The 26,334-nt window shown below is 65.1% G+C and carries 24 protein-coding genes; 7 read left to right on the forward strand and 17 right to left on the reverse strand.

Annotated elements, in window-relative coordinates; all coding sequences use genetic code 11:
• Window positions 1-25: 25 nt before the first annotated feature.
• The gene (locus K7711_RS03290; RefSeq protein WP_222964713.1) at window positions 26-613 is read left to right on the forward strand and encodes a TetR/AcrR family transcriptional regulator; all 588 of its coding nucleotides are present in this window, start codon (window positions 26-28) and stop codon (window positions 611-613) included.
• Between the two features lie 27 nt (window positions 614-640).
• On the opposite strand, the gene K7711_RS03295 is transcribed toward K7711_RS03290, so the two are convergent.
• From K7711_RS03295 to K7711_RS03305, 3 genes are all read right to left on the reverse strand, one after another.
• Entirely contained in the window at window positions 641-970 is a 330-nt protein-coding gene (locus tag K7711_RS03295; protein ID WP_222964715.1) for an NIPSNAP family protein, read from the reverse strand.
• Between the two features lie 129 nt (window positions 971-1,099).
• Window positions 1,100-2,446, reverse strand: coding sequence for an LpqN/LpqT family lipoprotein (locus K7711_RS03300; RefSeq protein WP_222964717.1), 1,347 nt, complete (start codon window positions 2,444-2,446; stop codon window positions 1,100-1,102).
• An 81-nt stretch (window positions 2,447-2,527) separates the two neighbouring features.
• Entirely contained in the window at window positions 2,528-2,962 is a 435-nt protein-coding gene (locus tag K7711_RS03305) for a hypothetical protein (RefSeq protein WP_222964719.1), read from the reverse strand.
• A 160-nt stretch (window positions 2,963-3,122) separates the two neighbouring features.
• On the opposite strand from K7711_RS03305, the gene K7711_RS03310 reads away from it, so the two are divergent.
• Window positions 3,123-3,428, forward strand: a complete 306-nt coding sequence (locus K7711_RS03310) for a hypothetical protein (protein WP_222964721.1) — start codon at window positions 3,123-3,125, stop codon at window positions 3,426-3,428.
• 10 nt (window positions 3,429-3,438) lie between these two features.
• Window positions 3,439-4,182, forward strand: a complete 744-nt coding sequence (locus K7711_RS03315; protein WP_222964723.1) for an MBL fold metallo-hydrolase — start codon at window positions 3,439-3,441, stop codon at window positions 4,180-4,182.
• Between the two features lie 15 nt (window positions 4,183-4,197).
• Here the strand turns inward: K7711_RS03315 and K7711_RS03320 are convergent, their stop codons facing one another.
• A complete protein-coding gene (locus K7711_RS03320) occupies window positions 4,198-4,983 on the reverse strand; it encodes a dioxygenase family protein (protein WP_235746532.1) in 786 nt (261 codons plus the stop codon).
• Between the two features lie 10 nt (window positions 4,984-4,993).
• A complete protein-coding gene (locus tag K7711_RS03325) occupies window positions 4,994-5,623 on the reverse strand; it encodes a GTP cyclohydrolase II (RefSeq protein ID WP_268929152.1) in 630 nt (209 codons plus the stop codon).
• A 95-nt stretch (window positions 5,624-5,718) separates the two neighbouring features.
• Here K7711_RS03325 and K7711_RS03330 point away from each other — a divergent pair, with 95 nt between their 5' ends.
• Genes K7711_RS03330 through K7711_RS03340 form a run of 3 tightly spaced genes read left to right on the forward strand, consistent with a single transcriptional unit; the run spans window position 5,719 to window position 6,998 of the window.
• The gene (locus tag K7711_RS03330) at window positions 5,719-6,180 is read left to right on the forward strand and encodes a MarR family winged helix-turn-helix transcriptional regulator (RefSeq protein ID WP_222964725.1); all 462 of its coding nucleotides are present in this window, start codon (window positions 5,719-5,721) and stop codon (window positions 6,178-6,180) included.
• A 29-nt stretch (window positions 6,181-6,209) separates the two neighbouring features.
• Window positions 6,210-6,686 (forward strand): carboxymuconolactone decarboxylase family protein, encoded by a 477-nt coding sequence (locus tag K7711_RS03335; protein WP_222964727.1) that lies wholly within the window; start codon window positions 6,210-6,212, stop codon window positions 6,684-6,686.
• Entirely contained in the window at window positions 6,687-6,998 is a 312-nt protein-coding gene (locus tag K7711_RS03340; protein ID WP_222964729.1) for a GNAT family N-acetyltransferase, read from the forward strand.
• A gap of 20 nt (window positions 6,999-7,018) precedes the next feature.
• On the opposite strand, the gene K7711_RS03345 is transcribed toward K7711_RS03340, so the two are convergent.
• Window positions 7,019-7,894 carry a helix-turn-helix transcriptional regulator gene (locus K7711_RS03345; RefSeq protein WP_222964731.1) on the reverse strand — a complete coding sequence of 292 codons (876 nt, stop codon included), beginning with the start codon at window positions 7,892-7,894 and terminating at the stop codon, window positions 7,019-7,021.
• Window positions 7,895-7,996: 102 nt separating this feature from the next.
• Here K7711_RS03345 and K7711_RS03350 point away from each other — a divergent pair, with 102 nt between their 5' ends.
• A complete protein-coding gene (locus K7711_RS03350) occupies window positions 7,997-9,001 on the forward strand; it encodes an aldo/keto reductase (protein WP_222964733.1) in 1,005 nt (334 codons plus the stop codon).
• Between the two features lie 65 nt (window positions 9,002-9,066).
• On the opposite strand, the gene K7711_RS03355 is transcribed toward K7711_RS03350, so the two are convergent.
• The 11 genes from K7711_RS03355 to K7711_RS03405 all read right to left on the reverse strand — a co-directional run bounded on the left by K7711_RS03355 (window position 9,067) and on the right by K7711_RS03405 (window position 26,333).
• The gene (locus K7711_RS03355; RefSeq protein WP_222964735.1) at window positions 9,067-9,534 is read right to left on the reverse strand and encodes a PaaI family thioesterase; all 468 of its coding nucleotides are present in this window, start codon (window positions 9,532-9,534) and stop codon (window positions 9,067-9,069) included.
• Window positions 9,535-9,662: 128 nt separating this feature from the next.
• A complete protein-coding gene (locus K7711_RS03360) occupies window positions 9,663-10,439 on the reverse strand; it encodes a Uma2 family endonuclease (protein ID WP_222964737.1) in 777 nt (258 codons plus the stop codon).
• Window positions 10,440-10,664: 225 nt separating this feature from the next.
• The gene (locus K7711_RS03365) at window positions 10,665-14,627 is read right to left on the reverse strand and encodes a DNA-directed RNA polymerase subunit beta' (protein WP_222964739.1); all 3,963 of its coding nucleotides are present in this window, start codon (window positions 14,625-14,627) and stop codon (window positions 10,665-10,667) included.
• 121 nt (window positions 14,628-14,748) lie between these two features.
• Window positions 14,749-18,339: a DNA-directed RNA polymerase subunit beta gene (gene rpoB / locus K7711_RS03370; protein WP_222964741.1), complete on the reverse strand. Its 3,591-nt coding sequence runs from the start codon at window positions 18,337-18,339 to the stop codon at window positions 14,749-14,751.
• Between the two features lie 392 nt (window positions 18,340-18,731).
• Entirely contained in the window at window positions 18,732-19,478 is a 747-nt protein-coding gene (locus K7711_RS03375) for a hypothetical protein (protein WP_222964743.1), read from the reverse strand.
• Between the two features lie 12 nt (window positions 19,479-19,490).
• Window positions 19,491-20,234 (reverse strand): hypothetical protein, encoded by a 744-nt coding sequence (locus tag K7711_RS03380; protein WP_222964745.1) that lies wholly within the window; start codon window positions 20,232-20,234, stop codon window positions 19,491-19,493.
• 52 nt (window positions 20,235-20,286) lie between these two features.
• Window positions 20,287-21,528, reverse strand: a complete 1,242-nt coding sequence (locus tag K7711_RS03385) for an MCE family protein (RefSeq protein ID WP_222964747.1) — start codon at window positions 21,526-21,528, stop codon at window positions 20,287-20,289.
• On the reverse strand, window positions 21,525-22,730 hold the full coding sequence (locus K7711_RS03390) for an MCE family protein (protein ID WP_222966606.1): 1,206 nt from the start codon (window positions 22,728-22,730) through the stop codon (window positions 21,525-21,527). Before K7711_RS03390 ends, K7711_RS03385 begins: the two co-directional genes overlap by 4 nt.
• An 11-nt stretch (window positions 22,731-22,741) precedes the next feature.
• Window positions 22,742-24,256 carry an MCE family protein gene (locus tag K7711_RS03395; protein WP_222964749.1) on the reverse strand — a complete coding sequence of 505 codons (1,515 nt, stop codon included), beginning with the start codon at window positions 24,254-24,256 and terminating at the stop codon, window positions 22,742-22,744.
• Window positions 24,256-25,266 carry an MCE family protein gene (locus K7711_RS03400; protein ID WP_222964751.1) on the reverse strand — a complete coding sequence of 337 codons (1,011 nt, stop codon included), beginning with the start codon at window positions 25,264-25,266 and terminating at the stop codon, window positions 24,256-24,258. Before K7711_RS03400 ends, K7711_RS03395 begins: the two co-directional genes overlap by 1 nt.
• The gene (locus K7711_RS03405; protein ID WP_222966608.1) at window positions 25,266-26,333 is read right to left on the reverse strand and encodes an MCE family protein; all 1,068 of its coding nucleotides are present in this window, start codon (window positions 26,331-26,333) and stop codon (window positions 25,266-25,268) included. Before K7711_RS03405 ends, K7711_RS03400 begins: the two co-directional genes overlap by 1 nt.
• Between the last annotated feature and the right edge of the window lies 1 nt (window position 26,334).

Genomic DNA, 26,334 nt, shown 5'->3' on the forward strand with positions numbered 1-26,334 from the left:
CGTAGAGTATTGAGATGATCGAGAGATGCCGCACCGCACCTCACGCCGTGATCTCATCTGCGAAGCCGCGCTGGATCTCGCGGCCGAGGGCGGCAATCACGCGCTCACACACCAGGGGATCGACGCGCGCCTCGGCCTGGCAAAGGGGTCGACCTCGTACTACTACCGCACCCGGCACGCCCTGGTCTCGGCCGTCATCGAGCATCTGACGCTCCGGTCCCGCGAGTATTTCCGCGATGCCGTCCCGGCGCACCCACCGACGACGGCGTCGCAAGCAGCTGCCGTGATCAGCGATCAGCTGGAAACCCTTCTGACAGAACGGCATAGAGATGTAGCGGCCCGCTACGCGCTGATGACAGACGCCGCAGCCGACGACGAGCTACGAAACGGCCTGGCCTCATGCCTGTTCTCACTACCGTCGGCGACCGAACTGATGAATTCCCTGGGCGCACAATCACCTTCGTCCGCCGCCCGAGACCTCGTCGCGCTACTCGAGGGCCTGGTGTTCACGCACGCCGCCGGCGCACGACCGCTCGGTGCAACGACCGCAGGCGAATTCGAGTCCCTGCGGGCGACAGTCCACTTGTGGGTCGCGGCACTCATCGGGAAGTGAAGATCCAACCGCTCCCACACGGCAGACTCACACCGCCGAATCACCCAACGCTTCCGCAACGGACGCGGAACGCATGAACACCTCGTCCCGCTCGGTGAAGAACGGCGGCAGCTCGCGCCGCAACTCCTCCGCCCACCGAGTAGCCGGATCGGCCGCCACCTCGGCCTGAATATGCTCGTACGATTCGCGATCGTCGTACTCCCACACCGCAACCACGCGACCATCGTCGGTCTCCCACCGCCCCACCAGCCGCGCCCCGTGCCGCACCTCCACCGGCAGCAGATGTATCCGGAAGTAGTCGTGGAAGGTCGCCAGATTCTCCCCCACCGCCTGATAGATCTGCATCCGATAGATCACAACTCCCCCTCCAATCAGTCTCGCCGCCGACAATCGCCCCATACTCCCACACCGCAGGCGATCCCATTGCCGGACAACCTGATCGGTTTTGTTCGTCACACCCGGCGAATGTATCTGTGCCCCAGCGACTCAGATACGAAAATCCATATTTCCCGTACTCGGAGCCTCCGGCTCGCGACGGTGCGGCCCACGGGGATCGCTGTCGACGGGCGGCGGATCGATACCCATGATGGCGGAATAGGCATCGGGATCCGATGATTCTTCCTCGCGCACAAGCGAATCCCGATGCCCGTCATAGGAATCGTAACTCCTTGCGGGAGTGTCGAATCCGACACTCGGCTCCTGCTCGAAAACCACCGAATCGAATTCCTGCACCACCGAATGCGAACCGGTACGTGCAGAATTCGATCCGATGACCGATGAATCGTCCCAGCCGGCCGGCGACTCCGCGACAGGTTCGAATTCGTACGCGTCGGACCGCGCCGGGAAATCCGATTCCACACCAAATGATTCCGGTTCATACGATCGTGTATCCGCCAGCGGTAGCGGCGGTTCCGGCTCGTACCCGAAATCATCTCGCCGCGGGGAAGATTCGAACTCCGAATCGAACGACTCGGGAGTAATACCGAAATTGGCTGCCCGAGTATCCGACTCGGTCCGCTGATCGTACGCATCCGACCAAAATCCGGAATTACCCTGCTGTGCGACTTCATCCGGCTCGAACGACTCTGCCGAAACACCGGAATCCGCTTGCCGCCAGCGCGATTCGGAGTCCGGCTCGTATATCCCCGACCGGAACCCGGAGTTCTCCTCCGAGACCACCGGCTCCGGACCGGCCTGCGGCTCGGTCCGCTGCTCGTGCGCACCGAGCCCGGGACGCGCGGGAGGCACCTGCACACTGAAGGATTCGGCGATGAACACCCCCTCGTCGATCTCGTCGGCGAAGGTCGTCACGGTCAATTGCAGCAGGTACTGACCGGTGGGAGTACTCGCGATGAGATAGCGCGTGGACATCCACAGGCTCAGTGCCGCATAGGTATACGTGCCGGAGATCTCCGCGGAGGGAAATCCGTCGTAATCCTCGACATCACCGCCGAGTTCCACCCAATCCGGCAGGCGGCGCGAATCGGTGTAGGCACAACGCATCACCGCTCGCGGATCCACCGGCAGCGACAGGCGCCAGGCCATCAACACCGCGTTCTCGACCCACCCGGATTCCTCCGAGACGCTCCCCTCCTCGGCCGGTAATGCCCAGGCCCCGAAGGCATTCGGCAGCACCTCGCGAACGACCTCGTGCCAATCTCCCGGAATATCCAGCAGAACGACCGGAACTCCGGGATACTCGGGGTGCACCACCACCGGTGTCGCGCCGACGGCAGCCAGAAACTCACCGATCGTGGGCAATGTCTGCTCGCGCAGTGCCTGTTCGTCCGAGTCCTGCGCCTGCGTGACCTGGTCTTGTGAAGCCGCATTCATCGCGCCGAATCCCCTCCTTCTCGTGCGAACCTGACCGTACCGCACATATCCGGCGGTTCCATCCCCCGGCGGACGGATATCTCAGGAACGCGCCTTCTCCGCGGACAGCAGCGCGGTCACGACGCCGAAAACCGCACCGGCGAAACCGAAGAAGGCGGTCGCGGAGGTCGGATGATGAATGTCATCGGACCAGAAACCCATGGCCGCGAGCACCACGAACAGCACGATCGCCAAGGTCGCGCGTCCCCAGAGGAACTGCGACGGCGGCGCGATCGCGAGCGTCGCGGCGACCGCACGCGCCTGGTCGTCGGCATCGGATTCGGACGGCGGCGCGATCTGCAGCGCGGTGGTGATCGCCGACTCCAGCCGCGGATCCTGAACCCCGAGCATCCCCATCCGCTGCGCCGCCGTCGCGGCCGCATCGCCCTTCCCGGAATCCAGCAGCGCACGCCGGATCTCGGCACGGACCACGTCCGCCGGAACCTGCTGCACCGGATGGTTGAAGAACAACCCCATACCCCGTCGCCTCCCTCAACGACTTGTCCTCGCGCACAGCGTAACTGGTCCCCTCGATGCGCGCGCGGCGAGCGCGGGAAAACTCGATCGCACCCCGCGACGACGAATGCTATGGTTTCGCACCAGCCGGAACGACCGGATACACACTCGGGGGATTCTCATGTTCAACTGGTATGTCGGCCTGCTCGCGATCAGCGGCATCGTCATGCTCGCGCTGGCCGCACTGAAGCAGGGCCAGAGCACCGTGTCACGCTCGATCAACGCCATTTTCGGCGCGGTCTACCTCGGCTACGCGATCTATCTCGCCTTCTTCTTCGACGGCGGGTCGTACCTCATCTTCTTCCAGGCGTTCCTGCTGCCGGTGCTGATGGTGGTGAACTTCTTGCGCAACCGCACCCCGCGCACGAAGCTGACCGATACCCAGAAGGCGTGGCGCGAGTTCCAACGCACCGATCAGGCGCGCTAGCGTTGCGCGGGTGAAGATCGAGCAGGTTTCCGACTCCGTCCACGTCGTCGCCGGGACGAATGTCAACTGGGCGCTGGTCAGCGACGGTTCGGGCGTCACCGTCATCGACGCCGGGTACGCCGGCGACACCGATGATGTGCTGAAATCGGTGCAACAGATCGGTCATCAGCTCACCGATATCGCCGCGGTCCTGCTCACCCACGCGCATCTCGATCACATCGGGGCCATCCCGACCCTGGTCGAACGTCTCGGGGTGCCGGTGTACACCGGCGCCGAAGAAGTCCGGCACGCGAAACGCGAATACCTGCAACAGATTTCACCGGCACAGATGGCGGCGCAGTTGCTCGACGGCCGGGGCCGCCGCTGGGTCGCCCAGACCGTCCGCGCGGTCTACGGCCACATCAACACCTCGATCCCGTCGGCCGCCGCCGCCGACGAGACCACCCTCGCGGCCCTGCCGGGCGGCATCGTCGCGGTGCCCACCCCCGGCCACACCGACGGCCACACCGCCTACCTGCTGCCCTCGGAGGGTGTCCTGTTCTCGGGCGACACCCTGGTCACCGGCCATCCCCTCTCCCAGCGCACCGGCCTGCAACTCCTGCCGACCTTCTTCAACCACGACGAATCCGGCACCCGGGCCAGCGCCGCCGCCCTCGCCGCCCAACCGGCCCACATCCTGGTCCCCGGGCACGGCGCCGCCACCGAATACGACCCGGCCGAGCTCACCCGCCTGTTCGAGTCGACGGCCGAATAACCGAATCCCCCGCGATCAGCCGAGCTGAATCGACCGCTTCGCCAGGCCGAGCCAGAAGCCCTCGATCGGGGTCTGCCGGTTCTCGAGGTCCGCTTCACCCGCGCCGAGGGTGACGAACAGCGGGGCGAAGTGCTCGATCCGGGGATGGGCGAGACGAGCGGCGGGTGCGGTGTGCCGGAAGTCCAGCAAGGCGTCGATATCCCCGGCGGCCAAGGTTTCCCGACCCCAGGCGTCGAATTCGCGGGACCAGGCGGGGGCCTCGTCGTCGGCGGCGCCGGGAGTCATCTCGCGCAGGTTGTGGGTGAAGAATCCGCTGCCGATGATCAGCACGCCCTCATCCCGCAGCGGGGCCAGGCGACGCCCCAGATCGAACAAACCGACCGGATCCAGCGTCGGCATGGACAGCTGCAGCACCGGGATGTCGGCCTCGGGGAACATCTCCACCAGCGGCACGTACGCGCCGTGATCCAGGCCCCGATCCGGCGCCTCGTGCACCGAATCCCCCAGTAGTGCACGCACTTTCGCGGACAGCTCGGGGGCTCCGGGCGCGGGATACAACACCGAGTAGTAGTGCTCCGGGAAGCCCCAGAAGTCGTAGACCAGCGGGACCGTCGTGGTCGCGCCGAGCGTCACCGGCGCATCCTCCCAGTGCGCGGACACCACGAGAATGGCTGTGGGCCTGGGTAATTCGGCGGACCAGGCGGCCAGCTGACCGGGCCACAGCGGATCGTCGGCCAGCGGCGGAGCGCCGTGGCTCAGATATAACGCGGGCATCCGCCCGGCGGTCTCGGCGGTGGACATGGTGAACCTTTCAGCCGATCAATCGAATGGTATGCCCGGTGTGCTGGGCCTTGGCGCGCAGATAGCGCAGGTTGTGCGTGGTCGCGTGCACACCCGTCGGCACCGTGACGCGCACGTCCACCCCCAGCGCGTGCAGCTGTCGCGGCTTGTCCGGGTTGTTGGTGAGCAACTCGATCGTCCCGACACCCATCGCCGCCAGCATCTGCGCGGCGGCTGTGTAGTCGCGAGCGTCCTCGGGCAGGCCCAGGGCGGTGTTGGCCTGGTAGGTGTCCAGCCCCTGATCCTGCAGCGCGTAGGCGTCGAGCTTGTTGTACAGCCCGATGTCGCGACCTTCCTGCCGCAGGTAGAGCAGATATCCACCGGCCTCGGCGATCAGTTCCACGGCCTCGCGCAGTTGCGGTCCGCAATCGCAGCGGGCCGAGCCGAACACATCGCCGGTCAGACATTCCGAATGCAGTCGCACCAGCGGCGTCGGCCCGGGATCGCCCAGGGCCAGCGCCAGATGTTCGCGGCCGTCGGCGAGTCCGTCGAAGGTGACCGCCTCGGCGGTGACCGTGTACCCGTCGGCGAATGCGAGCGGGATGCGCACCCGGGTCCGCACCGCGGCCGCGGCGTTCCCGCCTGCGAGGATGGATGTCATAGCTGCTCCGGGGTCCGGTAACTGTTCCGTTCAAATTTGAACAGAGGGCACCCCGAGATTATTCCAATTCGAATGACGGGCGGTAACCTGGGACGATGAGTGGTCCGCGCTGGCTCGACGAGCAGGAGCAGAGCGCCTGGCTGGCCTTCCTCACCACCGCGGCGCTGCTCAACCGCCGCCTCGATCAGCAACTCGAACGCGATTCCGGGCTCTCGCATCTGCAATACGAAATCCTGGTGCGCCTGTCCGCCGCCCCCGACCACGAACTGCGGATGAGCGAACTCGCCGGTGCCCTGCTGGACTCCAAGAGCAAGCTCACCTATCAGATCGACCGGCTCGAACAGGCCGGACTCGTCCGCCGACGCTCCTGCCCGAGCGATATGCGCGCGGTCTACGCCGTACTCACCGAAGCCGGGCAGCGCACGCTGGAAGGGGCCGCCCCCGGACATGTTGCCGCAGTCCGTGCGATGTTTCTCGATCCGCTGACCCCGGAGCAGCTCACCGCCATCGCCGAGGGACTCGGAGCGGTCGGCAACAGACTCCGCGGCGAGCGCTGAACGCCGGGCACGGTTACGATTCGACCGCTATGCAACCTCCACCCGACGCCCGTATCTGGATCGACAAGCAGACCCCCGAGCCGTTCCACGCGCTCGGCGCGGTGGCCGTCGCCGTGCAGCACGCCGCGGAGGCCGCGGGCCTGGATCGGGACGTGATGGAACTGGTGAACGTCCGCGTCTCACAGATCAACGGCTGCCCGTTCTGCCTGAACCTGCACACCCGCGCCGCGATCGCCGCCGGCGTGACTCAGCAGCAACTCGACGTGCTGCCCGCGTGGCGGCGCAGCGACCTGTTCACCCCACTGCAACGAGCCGCCCTTGTCCTGGCCGAGACGACCACGACTCTTCCGGATGAGGAAAACCTGACGCGTGAGTATGCTCTTGCGCGACAACATATGTCGGACGACCAAGTGTCCGTCGTCATCTGGGCCGCAACGACCATCGGTGCCTTCAATCGCGTCTCGATCATGAGCAGGCATCCGGTGCGAGTGCGGAAGGAGAACTGAGTGAGCGAGCAGACGACACCGTCATCGGTTGTCCGCAACGATGCGCAGTTGCGCTACGAGATCTGGTACCAGGACAGGCTGGCCGGATTCGCCGAATACCGCGAGCGGGAGAACGACACGGTTTTCATCCACACCGAGGTCGACACCGAATACGCGGGTAAGGGCCTCGGCGGCATCCTGGCCGAGGCCGCGATCGAGGATGTCGTGGAGCGCGGGCGGACCATCGTGCCGCGTTGCCCGTTCATCAAGAGCTGGCTGGACAAGCACCCGCAATATGATGATCACGTGGTGGGAAAAGGCATCCAGCGGTGAGCTGAGTCGGCCTCGGCAACTCAGGGCGTGCCGAATATCGTTGTGCCGATATCCGATTCGGCTGTCATGGACTGGACCCCGATGACGCGCAGAAGATCCAGTTTCTCCTGTGCGTCGCTGCCCGGGCGCGGGTAGTAGACCAGTAGTTTCTGTGCGACGTTCGGGGTGACCAGCGTCTCGCACACCATGTCCATCAACCCGACCCGCGGATGGATTATCCGCTTGGAGTCCGAGAGCCGCACCGCCACTTCATGTTCGGTCCACATTCTCTCGAATTCCGAACTCACCGAACGCAATCGGGTGATCAGCTCGACGACGTCGGCGTCACCCGGTCGACGCGCGGCCGTGGCCCGCAGATCGGCGACATGCTTGCGGATCAGGCGATCTCGATCCTCCTCGGGGAATCTGCGCCCCGCATCGGGCTCGGTGCACCACCGCCACAGCACATACCGGGACAGACCCGTGAATCCGGTCTGGTCGCCCACCAGCAGGACGTGCATCCGGTTCTGCGCCAACACCTCGCCGAGATCCGAACACACCGCGGCCGGGGTGTCCTCGAGTTTGGACAGCAGATACAGCAGGCCCGGACCGACGTGCCGATCACCGCCGTCGCGATGCGGCGCGGTATGACCGCACAGGTGGAACAGGTAGTCGCGCTCGTCGTCGGTGAATCGCAGCGCGCGGGCCAACGCACCGAGCACCTGCACCGACGGCCGCGGACCGCGAGCTTGTTCCAACCGGGTGTAGTAATCGGTGGACATACCGGCCAGCAGGGCGACCTCGTCGCGCCGCAGCCCCGGCGTGCGTCGCCGGAGACCGGGCAGCAAACCCACCTCGGCGGGCTGCAACTGCTCGCGACGGCGTCGCAGGAAATCGGCCAGTTCGTCGCGGTCCATGCGATCCACTGTCCTCCCTCGCCTCGCCCGCAGCCAGGGATCGCCGATCCCACGATGTGCCGTCCCTCCCTGGTCCTTGGATCCGCGCGCACGATGAACCCCATGACCACCATCGAAGAAGTTCAGCTCGGCGCGGCCGGACCGGCCGTCGGGCGCATCGGCCTCGGCGGTATGGGAATGTCCGGCTCGTACGGCCATGCCGACGAACAGGAATCCATCGCCACCATCCACGCCGCCCTGGACGCGGGCGTCAACCTGATCGACACCGGCGACTTCTACGCCATGGGCCACAACGAGATGCTGATCGGGCGGGCCCTCGCCGATCGCAAGCGCGAGGACTATCTGCTCAGCGTGAAGTTCGGCGCGTTGCGGGGGCCGGACAACAACTGGGGCGGCACCGATGCGCGGCCCGAGGCGGTCCGCAACTTCCTGGGATACTCCCTGCAACGACTCGGCGTCGACCACATCGACGTCTACCGGCCCGCGCGGCTGGATCCGAACGTGCCGATCGAGGACACCATCGGGGCGATCGCGGAGATGGTGCAGGCCGGATTCGTGCGGCACATCGGGTTGTCCGAGGTCGGAGCCGATACGTTGCGCCGCGCGGCAGCCGTGCACCCGATCGCGGACCTGCAGATCGAGTATTCGCTGATCTCCCGGGGTATCGAGGCATCGATCCTGCCGACCGCCCGCGAGCTCGGCACCTCGATCACCGCCTACGGGGTCCTGTCGCGCGGACTGCTGAGCGATTCGCTGCGCGGGAACCGGCCCTTCGCCGCGGGCGATTTCCGGGCGTTCAGCCCGCGGTTCCAGGGCGAGAATCTCGCGGCGAATCTGCGGCTGGTCGATGCGCTGGCCGCCATCGCGGACAGCCGCGGCAGGAGCGTCGCGCAACTCGCCATCGCCTGGGTCCTGGCGCAGGGCCGCGACATCGTCCCCGTGATCGGCGCACGCCGCCGCGACCGCCTCACCGAGGCGATCGGCGCACTCGACATCACCCTGTCGCCCGACGAACTCGCCGCGATCGAAGCGGCCGTACCCGCTGATCAGATCGCGGGTGAACGGTATGCGCCCGCACAGATGGCGATGCTGGACAGCGAGAGCTGAGCCCTGTCACCGCTCGGCACAGCTCGGTCCTCGTCCGAACGTTCGGACGAGGACCGAGCGACGTTCTACTTGCGGCGCGGGCGGATGACGGCGGTGAAAGTCGCCGCGGCGACGGACTTTCCGGTGTTGTCGGTGATGTCCACCGGCACGGAGAGTTCGACCGGGGTGCCCGCCAGAATGTCCTCGCGCATCTGCTTCAATTCCTCGGCGCTCAACTCCGAGGTAGCGCGGATCGGACCCGCCTGCCCCTTGGCCCGCGCCAGATATTCGATGCGCCCGTCCCGCGCGACGATGAACGCATCCCCCATCAGATCCACGATCCCGGAGATCGACGCACCCATGGCCGCGGTCTCGGCCAGCCCGAACAACATCGCCGCATGCAGATCACCATTGTGATTCAGATGCTCGGGCTTGGGCGCCATCTGCACGACGTTGCACCCCTCCCGATACTCGACGTTCTCCATCCCCGCGTACTGGATGAACCCCAACTTCTGAAACCCACCCCACACCAGATCGCCCACGGCACTGTCCACAACTACTCCCATCCCAAGTGAAACACGTTCTACTTTTCATACAGTGAATGGGGAACGTTGTCCACGGGTGGGGGAACCACCGGTATCGAAAATCACCGAGGCGGGTCGCCCCGCCCAACCCGCCGTGATTACCAGGTGATTTCAGGTAGTTCGACGTCGATCGGGAACGGACGATCGAGGCGCAGTTGTTTGCGGAAGACACCACTGGGTACGTACTGCCCGCCCTCGGGAAGCAATTCGAAGGCGTAGACGACCATTTCGTCGTCCTCGTTCTCCACTCGCCAGAAGCATTTGATGCCCGCTTCGGCGTATTGCAACGGCCGGAGTTTACGGTCCTTGGTCTTCGTATTGGGCGAGACGACCTCGACGGCGAGATGCACATCCGAAGGATCGAACATCAGGCTGACGGCGCTAACCGCCTCGCGCGATACAACCAGAACGTCCGGCTCCGGCGCGCTTTCGACGAGGTTGATGCCTTTTTCCGTCGCGATGACAAACTCACGAGGGGCAACCGCTCGCAACCCAAACTTGAGCGCATAGACCACTTCATCGTGCCAATGCGTGGCAGGCGCCATCATCACGACTTGTCCATCCTCCAACTCGAAGCTGCCATCGACCACTTCTGTCAGGCGAGGCAGGTCAGCGGTGGTAAACCCTTCGGGCGGAGGCACTGGCACCGACACCAACCGCGAGCGAATCGGTTCCTCGGGTTGATCGTGCGCAGCGACGGCCATAGCAGCAGGGTACCGGTCGAAAAAAACCTCCCGCAACAAATCTTCACGGGTATGGATGCGCGACGAAACAGGATTCGCAGCCAACCGGGCGAACCCCTCACGCAACTGCTCGACGATCTCGCGACGGTCCATCTCAGGTTCCCGAGGCGATCGCATCATGTCGGCAAGCATGCCCGAAGCATACAGCCACACTCAGCGTACGGTCCACACCTTGAATTCGAATTCTGTTGCGGTACAACCGATTACATTGACAAGATATCGAAATGCGCAGGAGCACAGTGGAACTGGTCCAATCAGACAACAACGCAGCCGAATGCCCCCACGAGCCCCACACATACGACAACCGCCCCGCCTCGGATAACCGAGGCGGGGCGGATTGTGTTGTCTCCTACCGGATTACCGGTAGTCGCTGAAACCGTAGTCGTCCAGCGGGACCGCTGCACCCGTGGTCTGGCCGAAGCCCTCCGGGGTGTAGTAGGTGTCGTCGTAGGACGGCACCGCGTAGGCGGCCGCGCGGGCCTCCTCGGTCGGCTGCACCTGGATGTTGCGGTAACGGTTGATGCCGGTACCGGCCGGGATCAACTTACCGATGATCACGTTCTCCTTCAGGCCGATCAGCTTGTCGGAGCGGCAGTTGATCGCGGCGTCCGTGAGCACGCGGGTGGTCTCCTGGAAGGAGGCCGCCGACAGCCACGAATCGGTCGCGAGCGACGCCTTGGTGATACCCATCAGCACCGGGCGACCCGACGCGGTCGACGCGGCATCGCCGTGCTCGGCCATGACGCGGCGGTTGACCGCCTCGAACTCCGAACGCTCCACCAGCGAACCGGGCAGGAACTCCGTCGCACCCGAATCGATGATCGTGACACGCCGCAGCATCTGCCGGACGATGACCTCGATGTGCTTGTCGTGGATGGACACACCCTGCGACCGGTAGACCTCCTGGACCTCGTGGACCAGGTGGACCTGCACCTGACGCGGACCCATCACGCGCAACACCTCGTGCGGATCGGCCGAGCCCTCCAGCAGCTGCTGGCCGACCTCGACGTGATCGCCGTCGGCGAGCAGACGCTCGGAGCCGTCGTCGTGCTTGAACACCCGCAGACGCTGACGCTTCGACAGCTTGTCGTAGACCACTTCGTCCGAACCGTCGTCCGGAATGATGGTGATCTTGTAGAAGCGGTCGTCGTCCTCGAGCCGGATCCGGCCCGAGACCTCCGCGATCGGCGCCTTGCCCTTGGGCACACGAGCCTCGAAGAGCTCCTGCACACGGGGCAGACCGCCGGTGATGTCGTCACCCGCGACACCACCCTGGTGGAAGGTACGCATGGTCAGCTGGGTACCGGGCTCACCGATGGACTGCGCGGCGACGATACCGACGGCCTCACCGATGTCGACCAGCTTGCCGGTCGCCATCGAACGGCCGTAGCAGGTCGCGCACACGCCGGTGCCGGTGGTGCAGGTCAGCACCGAGCGGACCTTCACCTCGGTGACACCCGCCTCGAGCAGCGCCTCGATGGCCGGGTCGCCGAGATCGTGACCCTTCTCCACCACGACGTTGCCCTTGGCGTCGAGCGCGTCGGCGGCCAGCGTCCGGGCGTAGGTGCTGGTCTCGACGTGCGCGTCACGGATGATCGAGCCGTCGGCCTGCTTCTCCGCGATCGCGACGAGGATGCCGCGCTCGGTGCCACAGTCGGTCTCGCGCACGATGACGTCCTGCGACACGTCCACCAGACGACGGGTCAGGTAACCCGAGTCGGCGGTACGAAGCGCGGTGTCGGCCAGACCCTTTCGCGCACCGTGGGTGTTGATGAAGTACTCCAGAACCGTCAGGCCCTCACGGAAGGAGGACTTGATCGGCCGCGGGATGAACTCACCCTTCGGGTTCGTCACCAGGCCCTTCATACCGGCGAGGGTACGGGTCTGGGTGAAGTTACCCGTGGCGCCCGAGTCGACGATCGTGATGATCGGGTTGTCGGCCGGGTAGTGGCGGCGCAGCGCGGCGCCGACCTCTTCGGTGGCCTCCTGCCAGATCTTGACCAGCGCGTTGTTCCGCTCCTGGTGATCGAGCGCACCACGCTGGTACTTCTTCTCGATCCCGTCGGCCAGACCCTCGTAGCGCTCCATGATGTCGGCCTTCTCCGGCGGCACGAGCACGTCGGACATCGAGACCGTCACACCCGAACGCGTGGCCCAGTAGAAGCCGGCGTCCTTGAGCTTGTCGACGGTCTGAGCGACCACGATCATCGGGTAACGCTCGGCGAGATCGTTGATGATCGTCGCCTGACGCTTCTTGGGCATCGGCTCGTTGATGAACGCGTAGTCCACCGGGAGGAGATCGTTGAACAGCACGCGGCCCAGCGTGGTCTCGGCGGTCCACGCGTCACCGGGCTGCCAGCCCTGCGGGAACAGCTCCGCCTCGATGGCCCGCGGCGGACGCTGATCGTTCAGCCGCACCTTGATCTGCGACTGCACGGTCAGCTCACCGCGGTCGACCGCCATCTGTGCCTCGGCCGGCGAGGAGTACACGCCGAACTCCGGCTCGTCCTTCGTGGCCGCGCGGTACGCGCCCTTCGCATCCTCGACCCAGCGGGTCAGGTAGTACAGGCCGGTCACCATGTCCAGACGGGGCATGGCCAGCGGGCGACCCGAGGCCGGGGACAGGATGTTGTTCGAGGACAGCATCAGGATGCGTGCCTCGGCCTGCGCCTCCGCGGACAGCGGGAGGTGCACGGCCATCTGGTCACCGTCGAAGTCGGCGTTGAACGCCTCACACACCAGCGGGTGCAGCTGAATAGCCTTGCCTTCCACCAGAAGTGGTTCGAAGGCCTGGATACCCAGACGGTGCAGGGTGGGCGCGCGGTTCAGCAGCACGGGGTGCTCGGCGATGACCTCTTCCAGGACATCCCACACCTGCGGCCGCTGCCGCTCGACCATCCGCTTGGCGGACTTGATGTTCTGCGCGTGGTTCAGGTCGACCAGACGCTTCATCACGAACGGCTTGAACAACTCCAGCGCCATCAGCTTGGGCAGACCACACTGATGCAGCTTGAGCTGCGGACCGACGACGATGACCGAACGGCCGGAGTAGTCGACGCGCTTACCGAGCAGGTTCTGCCGGAAACGACCCTGCTTACCCTTGAGCAGATCGCTCAGGGACTTCAGCGGGCGGTTACCGGGACCGGTGACCGGGCGACCGCGACGGCCGTTGTCGAACAGCGCGTCCACGGACTCCTGCAGCATCCGCTTCTCGTTGTTGACGATGATCTCGGGCGCACCCAGATCGATCAGTCGCTTGAGGCGGTTGTTGCGGTTGATCACGCGGCGGTACAGGTCGTTCAGGTCGGAGGTGGCAAAACGGCCACCGTCGAGCTGAACCATCGGGCGCAGCTCCGGTGGGATCACCGGAACAGCGTCCAGAACCATGCCCATCGGCGAGTTGCCGTTGGTCTGGAACGCGGCGACGACCTTCAGTCGCTTGAGCGCACGCAGCTTCTTCTGACCCTTACCCGTGCGGATGGTCTCGCGCAGGTTCTCGGCCTCGGCCGGGATGTCGAACTGCTGCATCAGCCGCTGGATCGCCTCGGCGCCCATGGCTCCGACGAAGTACTCGCCGTAGCGGTCCTGCAGCTCGCGGTACAGCACCTCGTCCACGATCAGCTGCTTGGGAGCCAGCTTGGTGAACGTGGTCCAGATCTCGTCCAGCCGGTCCAGCTCGCGCTGGGCGCGGTCGCGCAGCTGACGCATCTCGCGCTCGCCGCCGTCCTTGACCTTGCGGCGCACGTCGGACTTGGCGCCCTCGGCCTCGAGCTCGGCGATGTCGCCCTCGAGCTTCTGGGCGCGGGCCTCGAGATCGGCGTCGCGCTGATCGGCGACGGCCTTCTTCTCGACCTCCATCTCCGCCTCGAGCGTGGACAGCTCGTTGTGGCGCAGATCGTTGTCGACGGCGGTGATGACGTAGGCGGCGAAGTAGATGATCTTCTCGAGATCCTTCGGCGCCAGGTCCAGCAGGTAGCCCAGACGCGAGGGCACACCCTTGAAGTACCAGATGTGGGTGACCGGGGCCGCCAGCTCGATGTGGCCCATCCGCTCACGGCGCACCTTGGCGCGAGTCACCTCGACGCCACAGCGCTCACAGATGATGCCCTTGAAGCGCACGCGCTTGTACTTACCGCAGTAGCACTCCCAGTCCCGGGTGGGACCGAAGATCTTCTCGCAGAACAAGCCGTCCTTCTCCGGCTTGAGCGTGCGATAGTTGATGGTCTCCGGCTTCTTGACCTCACCGAAAGACCAGTTGCGAATGTCTTCGGCGGTAGCCAGGCCGATCCGGAGTTCATCGAAGAAGTTGACGTCTAGCACGTAACTTCCTTTCCCCTGTCGGGATTGATTTCGAGCAAGTTCTCAATCGTCGTGAACAGGTGCCCCGACCGCCCTGCTCGCCCGGCGCGCGGCCGGGTGAGCAGGGGGTGCGGGACCAAAATCACTGCGCCAGATCGTCTACCGTGGCGGCTTCGTTGCGGGACAGGTTGATGCCCAGGTTCGCGGCGGCCCGCTCCAGGTCCTCGTCGTCGCCGTCGCGCATCTCGATGGCCGCGCCGTCCGAGGACAGCACCTCCACGTTCAGGCACAGGGACTGGAGTTCCTTGAGCAGAACCTTGAACGACTCCGGGATACCCGGCTCGGGAATGTTCTCGCCCTTGACGATCGCCTCGTACACCTTCACACGACCCACCACGTCATCGGACTTGATGGTGAGCAACTCCTGCAGCGTGTACGCCGCACCGTAGGCCTGCATCGCCCAGCACTCCATCTCACCGAAGCGCTGACCACCGAACTGAGCCTTACCACCGAGGGGCTGCTGCGTGATCATCGAGTACGGACCCGTCGACCGCGCGTGGATCTTGTCATCCACCAAGTGGTGCAGCTTCAGGATGTACATGTAACCCACAGCCACCGGGTACGGGAACGGCTCACCCGAACGACCGTCCAGCAGGACCGCCTTACCGTCGGCGTTGACCATGGTCTCGCCGTCGCGGTTGGGCAGGGTCGAACCGAGCAGACCGGTCAGCTCCTCCTCGCGGGCGCCGTCGAACACCGGGGTGGCGATGTTGGTGTCGGCTTCCTGACCCCACATCTCCTCCGGCAGCGCCTGCGCCCACTCGGGCATGCTGTCGGTGTCGGAGCCCTCGACATGCCAGCCGGCCTTGGCGATCCAACCCAGATGGGTTTCGAGCACCTGGCCGATGTTCATACGACGCGGCACACCGTGCGTGTTCAGGATGATGTCGACCGGAGTCCCGTCGGGCATGAACGGCATGTCCTCCTTCGGGAGGATCTTGCCGATGACGCCCTTGTTACCGTGCCGACCCGCCAGCTTGTCGCCGTCCTGGATCTTGCGCTTCTGCGCCACGTAGACGCGGACCAGCTCGTTCACACCAGGAGGCAGATCGTCGTCGTCATCACGGGAGAACACCCGGATACCGATGACCTTGCCCGACTCACCGTGCGGCACCTTCAGCGACGTGTCACGAACCTCGCGCGCCTTCTCACCGAAGATCGCACGCAGCAACCGCTCCTCCGGAGTCAGCTCGGTCTCACCCTTCGGAGTGACCTTGCCGACCAGGATGTCACCGTCACGAACCTCCGCACCGATGCGGACGATGCCACGCTCGTCGAGGTCAGCCAGGACCTCGTCGGAGACGTTCGGAATGTCGCGAGTGATCTCCTCGGCACCGAGCTTGGTGTCGCGGGCATCGATCTCGTGCTCCTCGATGTGGATCGAGGTCAGGACGTCCTCTTCCACGAGGCGCTGCGACAGGATGATCGCGTCCTCGTAGTTGTGGCCTTCCCACGGCATGATCGCGACGAGCAGGTTCTTGCCCAGCGCCATCTCACCGTTCTCGGTGCAGGGACCGTCGGCCAGGACCTGGCCGTGCTCGACCCGCATGCCCTCGTCCACGATCGGACGCTGGTTGGAGCAGGTGCCCTGGTTGGAACGGTTGAACTTGCGCATCCGGTAGCTGCGGCGGGTGCCGTCATCGTGCATCACGGTGACGTAGTCGGCCGAAACCTCTTCCACCACACCGGGCTTCTCGTTCACCACGACGTCGCCGGCGTCCACCGCAGCGCGCAGCTCCATACCGGTGCCGACCAGCGGCGACTCGGAACGGATCAGCGGCACGGCCTGACGCTGCATGTTCGCGCCCATGAGGGCACGGTTGGCGTCGTCGTGCTCGAGGAACGGAATCATGGCGGTCGCGACCGACACCATCTGGCGCGGCGAGACGTCCATGTAGGTGACCTCGGTCGGGCCCACGTACTCCATCTCCTCGTTGCCGCGGCGCGCGAGCACCCGGTCCTCGAGGAAGGTGCCGTCGGCGGCGACGGGCGAGTTGGCCTGGGCGCGAACCTCGCGGTCCTCCTCGTCGGCGGTGAGGTACTTGACCTCATCGGTGACGCGGCCGTCCTCGACCTTGCGGTACGGGGTCTCGATGAAACCGAACGGGTTGACCCGCGCGTACACCGACAGCGAACCGATCAGGCCGATGTTCGGGCCTTCCGGGGTCTCGATCGGGCACATGCGGCCGTAGTGCGAGGGGTGCACGTCGCGCACTTCCAGGCCGGCGCGCTCACGGGACAGACCACCCGGGCCCAGCGCCGAGAGACGACGCTTGTGGGTCAGACCCGAGAGCGGGTTGTTCTGGTCCATGAACTGCGACAGCTGCGAGGTGCCGAAGAACTCCTTGATCGCCGCCACGACCGGGCGGATGTTGATCAGGGTCTGCGGGGTGATCGCCTCGACGTCCTGAGTGGTCATGCGCTCACGCACGACGCGCTCCATACGCGAGAGGCCGACCCGGATCTGGTTCTGGATCAGCTCGCCCACGGTACGCAGACGGCGGTTGCCGAAGTGGTCGATGTCGTCCACGTTCACCGGAACCTCGGCACCCTGCGGGGCCGTCATCGTCCGATCGCCCTGGTGCAGGCGCACCAGGTACTCGATCGTGGCGACGATGTCTTCCCGGGTCAGCGTCGAGCCGGTGACCGGGACATCGAGGTTCAGGCCCAGCTTCTTGTTGATCTTGTAGCGACCGACGCGAGCCAGGTCGTAGCGCTTGTCCTTGAAGAACAGGTTCTCCAGCAGGGTCTGCGCCGACTCCTTGGTCGGCGGCTCGCCCGGACGCAGCTTGCGGTAGATGTCCAGCAGCGCCTCGTCCTGACCGGCGGTGTTGTCCTTCTCCAGGGTGGACATCATGATCTCGGAGAAACCGAAACGCTCGGTGATCTCCTCGGCGGTGAGTCCCAGCGCCTTGAGCAGCACGGTGACCGGCTGACGACGCTTGCGATCGATGCGGACACCGACGGTGTCGCGCTTGTCGACGTCGAATTCCAGCCACGCGCCACGGCTCGGGATGACGCGCACGCTGTGCAGCGTCTTCTCGGTGGTCTTGTCGATGGACTCGTCGAAGTACACGCCCGGTGAACGCACCAGCTGCGAGACGACCACACGCTCGGTGCCGTTGATGATGAACGTGCCCTTGTCGGTCATCATCGGGAAGTCACCCATGAAGACCGTCTGGGACTTGATCTCACCGGTGTTGTTGTTGATGAACTCCGCGGTGACGAACAGCGGCGCCGCGTAGGTCATGTCCTTGTCCTTGCACTCCTCGATGGAGGCCTTGACCTCTTCGAAGCGCGGATCGGAGAAGGACAGGGACATGGATCCGGAGAAGTCCTCGATCGGCGAGAGCTCTTCGAGCACCTCCTCGAGCCCGCCATACGGGGTGACCTCACCACGGGCGATCGCCTTCTCCCGCCACTGCGGGGAGCCGACCAACCAGGCGAACGAATCGGTTTGTAGATCGAGAAGCCCCGGAACCTCGAGAGGCTCGCGGATCTTCGCGAAAGACACCCGCTTCGGGGCTCCGGGGATTCCGGCCTTGGTCTGGGTGGAGACTGCCAAGATGCGTCCTTCCAGCACCTCACGCGAGTCGCACGGTGGGCCTGCGACCGTCGCTTGTCTGCTTCGTTGTGTGAGATTCCCGCTGGTCACAACCCGAACGAGCCCCATACAGCAGACAACGGAAGTAACACCTGACGGTGGAACTTTCGTAGTGTGCGATCAAAGGTGTGGACAGGAGGCAGCCAGCGCAAAGTCCAAACGTACACCCCCGAAGCAGGGGTGTCAAAGTACCACCAAGGCCCAGCTTCGGTGTATCGGCGCGCCGTACCCGTATTCGCTGGCTGCGTCAGGGTCGGCGGCTGCCTGCACACTCCGAGTCCTGGACCCTGTGACAGCTGCCGCTGTTGTGAATAGCGTGACGGTTCGGACGTAACTCGTCAAGTGGCGGGGCCGCCCCGGTACCCGCGAGATCGACTGGGGCGCTGGACCTTCACGCGATCAGGGCATCGTTCGACATCGATAATCAGGCCCTGAACAGCGGTTCCGCGATCCGGGAAGACTCAGCGGTCGGCGATTTCGCTGGCCAGCCAGTGCCCGTTGATCTTCTGCATGCGCAGCACGATCGGGCCCGAGGCACTCTCCTGCGGCGCGCCGTTCTTGGTCGCGGCCACTGTGAGATCTACCAAAAGCTCGGCGCGATCATCGGTGAGCAAAGTCACACCGATCGGATCCGGCGTGGCCTTGGCGGTCGACTGAGCCTGTTTCACCGCCGTGACGGTGGTGTCGGCGAACTTGTCGAAATCGCCCAGCATCTTTCCGGTGACCACCTTGTGGACCGTGTCCTTGTAGCCATCGATGTTCTTGACGTCGTAGGAGTAGATCGTCTGGAGCGCGTCGGCGGCGGCGGCGGTGACCTGCTGGGTGGCCGCGGTGTCCACGAACGCCGCGTTCCCGTCGTCCACGCCCGGCCGCAGGAACGCGACCACCGCGAACGCGGTCAGCACGATCGCGCCCACCAGCATGCCGACGCCCATCCCCCAGCCCGTCGCGCGCAAGCGCGGCAGCGAAGGCATCGTGACCCGCGGCAGCCGGAACGAGGGCCTCGCATCGGCCGCGGATCCGGCGGCCCGGCCACCGGCGAACTTCGCTCCGAAAGCCTTACCAGCAGTGTTACCCGCAGAGGAGTCCGGCCGCGACGAACCGGCCGTGACGCGGGAGGTCCGCTTGCGGGTGGTGGCGTTCTCCGCGGCACGTGCCGCAGGCCGCATCCGCGAGGAGATCTTGTTGACTGGACGACGTGAAGTCATTGACGGTTCCTCCTACGAACCCGGTTGGCTCTGCGGCGCGGGTGCGGGAGTACCGCTCGGTGCGGGGGCCGGCGTGGCCGGACCCGGTTGGGCCGAGGGCGCGGCCTGCTGCGGCGACGCGGTCGAACCCGCGTTGTCCAGCGGAACCAGCTGCCCCAGCGAATTGGCCTGATCGGTCTTCCACAGGCCGCCGACCTTCGACAGGTCCAGGGTCCAGGTGGCCCGGAACGACTGCACCGGCACGTTCGGCGCGGTCTGCGTCTGCTGCACGACCACGATCGCCGCGGCCTTGTCCCGCTCGCTGTCCAGCGACGTCAGCGAGGCGCCGAGGATCTTGGCGTCCAGCCGGGTCCTGGACTCCTGCGCGGTCTGTTTGATGCGGTCGTGGTTCTGGTTGAACTCGTCGAGCATCTGCCCGGTCATCGAGGACTGCATCAGCTTGATCGAGCCCTCCACGTCGTCGGGATTCATCGAGCTCAGGTTCAGCGCCGCCTGCCGCGCGGCGTCCAGCGCGCTGTCGCGGGCCTGGGCGCGGGGCGCGTCGGTGAAGAATCCGGCGCGCACCCACCCGACGCCGAACCAGGCCGCCGCCACCACCGCCGCGACCAGCCAGACGGCGGCCACACAGGTCACCACCGTCCGGATCGGAAATACCTGGGCGGTTACCTCGTGCGAGCCGTCAGCAAACTTCGAGTCGGCCTCTTCCGACGGCGTCTGCGCAGCTTCCGGCACGGCGTTGGACAGATCAGTACTCACAGCGACACCCTAGCGTCGTTATTTTCCCGGACTCGCCACCCCTGCTCGGCCATCACCGCTTCGGGGTCACTCCGATGAGAGTGGCCAGCTGGGTGGCGACCGGGTTCAGGTTCAACTTGTCCGGATCGGTCTTGGGCTTGTTGTCCCACGGCTGTGGAACACTCGGATCGGCCAGTTCGGCTCGGGCTCCGCCCCGCACGTCCGTCGGATTACCTTGCGGCACAGTGCATTTCGCGTCCTTGTTGAACGGGAAATCGTCGCGGGTGTCATCGAAGTTCGGATTCTTCGCCTTCATCTGCGCGAGAATCTTCTGCGTGCCCTCGTACCCGAGAGTACAGGCCGGCGGATTGTTGGTTTCCAGCACCAGCCCGAAGTGCGTGGTCCCGTCCCCCGGCGCGGTGGCCGAACCGCCGATCGACAACAGCGGCAACATCTGCAGCAGCGGTTTGAGCCCGAAGTACTTCGGCGAGACCGCCAGCAGTACCGTGCGCAGATTCGCCAGATCCTTGGTCAGCGGATCACCGCTCTCCTGCAGCAGTTTGCCGATCGAGTTACCGGCGTCGGCGCCGGTGCCGATCAAGCGGCGGATATCGGGATCGTTGGCGCGCAGCTGGGCGGCCACCTTGTCCAGGCCATCGCTGAACTGCCGGATATCCCCACCCTGATCGACCTGGGTCTGCAGGACGGTCTGCGCGTCCTTGATCAGATCCACCGTCTGGGGCAGCGCGTCCAGGCCGGTCACGGAGAACTTGTTCAGCGAATCGATCAGGACGCGCAGATTGTCGCCCTGCCCGTCGAACGCCTTGCCCAGTTCGGTGACCGTCGTGCTCAACGCCTTCAGATCCGTGGTGCTGGCCAGGGTGTTCACACTCGCCAACAGGTCCTGCACCGGAAGCGGCGTCTGCCCGCCGACGATGATCGAACCGTCCCGCAGATACGGCCCGCCCTCGCTGGAGGGCACCAGATCCACGTACTGCTCACCGATCGCCGACCGGTTGGCCACGACCGCCTTCGCATTCGCGGGCACCTTCGGCTTACCCGAATCCAGCTGCAGGTAGATGACCACACCATCCGGAGTGATGTCCTGCTCGCCGACGGTGCCGACCGGAACACCGCGATAGGTGACCTCCGATCCCTTGGACACGTCACCGGTAGTCTGCATCTTCAACTTCACCTGGTACTGGCCGAAACCCAGCATGTGGTCCAGGTGAACGTATTTCGCGCCGACGAACACCACGCCGAGCACGGCGATCAGGCCGAACGCGATCAGCTGATAGCGAACGAGTTTGCTCATCTCGGCTTCACTCCCAACTGATTCAGAATCGAGCCGATCGGATCACCCGGCTTGGCGTTGGCCGGAGCAACCACGGTCGGCGGCAGTGGAAGCAGCGAGACCGTGGGCCAGCCCGGCCGCGGGCCGTTGCCGTTGTAATAGGGGTTGGTCGGATCGACCGGCACCGGACGACCCCACTTCGGCGGGATGTAGACCGGATTGGGCTCGCCCACCCCCAGGCCCTTCAACATGGTGCCGATCTGCAGATCCACCGACAGCCAGGTGTTCACCGAACCGCCGAATTCGGATTTGATCGCCTCGTCGGGGAACGGATAGGTCGGGATCAGCGGGAACGCCGTCACCAGATCCGGCGCCGAGCGGCCCAGTTCCTGCAGGGTCGGCCGCAGGGCGACCAGGTCCTTGATCAGGTTGTCCTTGGATTTGTCGAGCACCGAGACACCGGCCGTCCCGACCCGGTTCAGCTGCTTCAACAGCCCGATCAGCTCGGGACGCTGCTGGTCCAGGATGTGGATGCCCGCGGGCAGTTCGTCCAGGATCTTGGCGATCTGATCGTTCTGCTGCCCCACCCGCTCGGACAACGTGCCGAGTCCGTCCAGCGCGTGCTGGATATCGCCGACCTGATCGTTCAACCCCTTGATCAGGGTGTCGGTCTGGTTCAGCAGGGAGCGGACCTTGTCCTCACGACCACCGAGGGTCTTGTTCAACTCGGTGACGATCGGCTGCAATTGCGCGACGCCACCACCGTTGAGCAGCAACGACAATGCGCCCAGTACCTGCTCCACCTCGGTGGCGTGCTGAGTGTTCTGCACCGGGATGACCTCGCCGTCGTGCAACGGCTTGTCGGACACGTCGGAGGTCGGCGAGGTCAGTTCGATGAACTTCTCACCCAGCAGATTGGTCTGCTTCACCTCGGCGTGCGCGTTCGACGGCAGTTTCACCGAATTGTTCACTACGGCACGCACACTCGCGGTCCAGCCGTCCGGTGCGACCTCGATCTTGTCGACACGGCCGACGGGAATGCCGTCCACCTTCACCGCGGACTGCGGCACCAGGTCCAGCACGTCGTCGAACCGGATGTCCAGATGCAGCGGATGATCGCCGACGTTCGCGCCACCGGGCAGCGGAACGCTGTAGATCCCCGCCGAACCACAGGAACTCACCAGCAGCGTCGTCACGCCCAGAACCGTTGCGGCACAGGCCATCTTGAGCGGCTTCACTTCTGGCCTCCCGGCTTCTGCGAGGGCGGCTGCTGATTCGACGGCGTCCCGGGCACGGTGCCGGGCACCGGCGCGCGCTGCAGGTTCTCACCGCTCAGGATGCCGAACGGCAGGTTCAGCGTGGGCGTTGTCACACCCGCTTTGATCTGGTCGGTGATGGTCTTGCACTTGCTCAGGATCGGTCCGAGCTGACGGCTGATCGCGTCGAACTTCGGATCACCCGGACGCAGCTGCCCCAGATCGAGCATCTTGCAGATCGCGCCGAACGGATTCTGCAGATCGGTGAAGTTGGCACGCATGTCCAGGGTGCCGGTCTCACCGTTGTGCACGTTGATCAGGTTGCTCAGCGCCAGCGGCAGCACCGGCAGCAGATTGGCCACGTCGTTGCGCTGATCGGCCAGGGTCTGGGTCAGCTTGGTCAGCGACGCGGCGTTGCTCGCGACGAGTTCCCGGTTGTCGTCGATGAACCGCGCCACGTCCCCGAGCGCCACCGACAGCAGATTCAGCGCCTGCCCCAGATCGTGCCGCTCGCCCGAGAGGAATCCGGCCAGATCCGCGAGCTGCGTATTGAACTGCCGCACCTGCGCATCGTTCACCGACAGTGTGTGCACGAAGATCTGCAGATTCTTGATCGTGCCGAAGATGTCACCGCGCGCATCGGACAGATAACTGGCCGCGTGCGAGAGCTGGGTGAGGCTGTTGGACAACGCGTCACCGTTACCGGCCAGATTCTTCGCGCCCGTCTCGACCAGCTGGTTGACCGCGCCGTTCTTGTTGGCGCCGTTGGGCCCCAGCTCGTCGGACAGTTGCGCGATGGACTTGTAGAGCCGGTCCACCTCGACCGGGGTCGCGGTGCGCTCCTTGGGGATGGTCGCCTCGCGGGCCATCTTCGGCCCGCCCTTGTAGACCGGGCTGAGCTGGATGTAGCGGTCCGAGACCACCGAGGGGGTGATCTGCGCGGCCGAGGCGTCCGCCGGGATGTCGTACTTCCGGTCGACCGACATGACGACCTTCACCCGATCGCCCATCGGGGTGATCGAATCCACCTTGCCCACCGGCACACCCAGGATGCGCACCTCCGAGCCCTGATAGATGCCGATCGACTTGTCGAAGTACGCGGTGATCCGGGTGGTGTCGAAGCTCTCGAACAGCCACCACACCACCCCGGCCAGCACGACCGCCACCACGGTCACCAGAGAGATGAGAATCTTGGTGGGACGGCCGGATTCGCGCAGCGTGGTCAGCGGATCACGATGACCTGCCGAACCACCGGCGGCCGCAGCATCTTTCGCGGCTGCAGCATCCTTCGCGGCCGAAGTGTCTTTCGCGGCAGCCGCATCTTTCGCGGCGGCCTGCTGTACCGGAATCTGCTCGGTCGGTGAATCGGCACCGGCCACATCGTCTCGGGACGCGGCCTTCTGCACCGGCAGCTGCTCGGTCGGCGAATCGCCGCCGCCCGCAACATCTTTACCCTGCTCAGGCACGGCATCTCTGCCGAACTCGGGTTCCATCAGCGGCCTCCCAGGTTCCGGATGGGCGGACGGTTGCCCGGGACGTCCGGCAGCGCCGGGGGAATCAGGTTGACGATGACCGCGTCGAACCAGCGGCCGTTACCCAGAACGTTGGAATAGAGCCCGTAGAACGGCGCGGCCAACGTCAGCGTCTTGGAGATGTTCTGCTGGTTGTCGTTGAGCATGTCGATGGACTTCTGCAGGTTGGTCAGCGCCGGGCCGATCTGCTGCTCGTTGTCGTGCACCAGCGTGGTCAGTTCCGCCGCAATGGTTTTCGCGCCGGTCAGCAGCTGCGCGATCGCCTGCTGTCGAACGTTCAGCTCGGCCAGCAGCTGACCGCCGTTGGCGAGCAGCCGTTCGAACTGGACATTGCGGTCGGCGAGCACCTTGGTGGTCTTGTTGGTCGCCGCGAACAGCTGCTTGAGCTGCTCGTCGCGTTTGGCCAGGGTCTCGGACAGTCGCGCGACGCCGTCGATCGAGCTGCGGATATCCGGCGGGGTCTCGGAGAACGCGTCCGAGAGCACCTGCATGCTCTTGGCCAGCTGCGCGGTGTCGGTCTGCTCGAGACTCTTCGCGGCGTCCTGGAACGCCTCGGTCACGTCGTAGGGAGAAACCGTGCGCGACAACGGAATCCGCTTGGACGGATTCGCCGGATGGGTGCCCTTGGGATCCAGGGCCAGATATTTCTGCCCGAGCACCGTCTTGATCTGGATCGATGCGGTGGTGTCGTCCCCGACCCAGGCGTCCTTGGTGCGGAAGGAGATCAGCACTCGATCGCCGTCCAGCCCGACGTCGGTCACATCACCGACCTTGACCCCGGCGATGCGCACCTCGTTCCCCTTCTTCAGCCCGGCGGCCTCGGAGAATTCGGCGGTGTACTTGGTGCCCGCGCCGATGATCGGCAAACGGTCCAGGTAGAACGTCGACACGGCGATCAACAGCACCAGGAACAGGCCGAGCGCACCCATGAACGCGGGGCTGCGCCGCCCCAGGAGCTTGCGCTCATCCATCAGCGACCACCCTTCCCATGACACCGCGGCGCGGGATTGGTGTAGACCGGCTGATTCACCGTCGGCATATTCGCCGGCAGGTTCAGATTCTGACCGTCCTTCATGCCCGGACCCGCGACGATGTCGATACCGCACAGATAGAACTGGAACCAGGAGCCGTAACTCGCGGCGCGGCCCAGTTTCTCCATCTTGATCGGCAGATTCGTCAGCGCCTCGTTCACCTCGGGCGACCGGTCGTTCAGTGTGCCGGTGAGCTGGTTCAATCCCGCGATCGAACCCTGCAGCGTCGGCACCGTCGGCACCAGCAGATCCGCCGTGGCCGAGGCCAGGTTGCCCAGTGAGCTCACCGCCGAGCCGATCGTGCCGCGTTCGGCGTTCAGTCCGCTCACCAGCGCCTCGGTGTTGACGATCAGATCGTTGAGCGCGCCGTCCTTCTTGTTCACCGAATCCAGGATCGCGTTGAGGTTCTTGACGATCTGACCGATCACCGCGTCCTTGTCGGCGATCTTGTTCGTCAGGCCGGCGGTATTGCTCACCAGATCGCTGATGGTGCCCTTCTCACCCTGGAACACCTGGATGATCTCGTAGGACAACTTGTTCACATCATCCGCGGTCAACGTCTGGAACAGCGGGCGGAACCCGTTGAACAGCGTGGTCAGATTCAGCGCCGGACGAGTGTGGTCCAGCCCGATCGTCCCGCCCGCGTTGATTTTTCGGCCCTGCTGGCCGGTGCCCTGCTCCAGCGAGATGTACCGCTGCCCGACCAGATTTCGGTAACGGATGGTCGCGGTCACCGAGGCAGGCAGCCAATCGCGATCGGTCAGTTCGAAATTCACCATCGCCTGGTCGTGATCCACAACCGAGACCTTGGTGACCTTGCCCACGCGCACACCCGCGACGCGCACCTCGTCGCCCGGATTGAGCGAGGTCACATCGCTGAAGCGCGCCTTGAACCCGGTGCCGCCGCCGGAATAGTTGGCGATGGTCAACCCGAGCACGATCGTCAGCAGAACGGTGACCAGGATGAAGATGATGAGTTTGGTCAGCGGCCCACCCAGTCCGCGCAGT

Source organism: Nocardia coffeae (genome assembly GCF_019890715.1).
Lineage (GTDB): Bacteria > Actinomycetota > Actinomycetes > Mycobacteriales > Mycobacteriaceae > Nocardia > Nocardia jiangxiensis.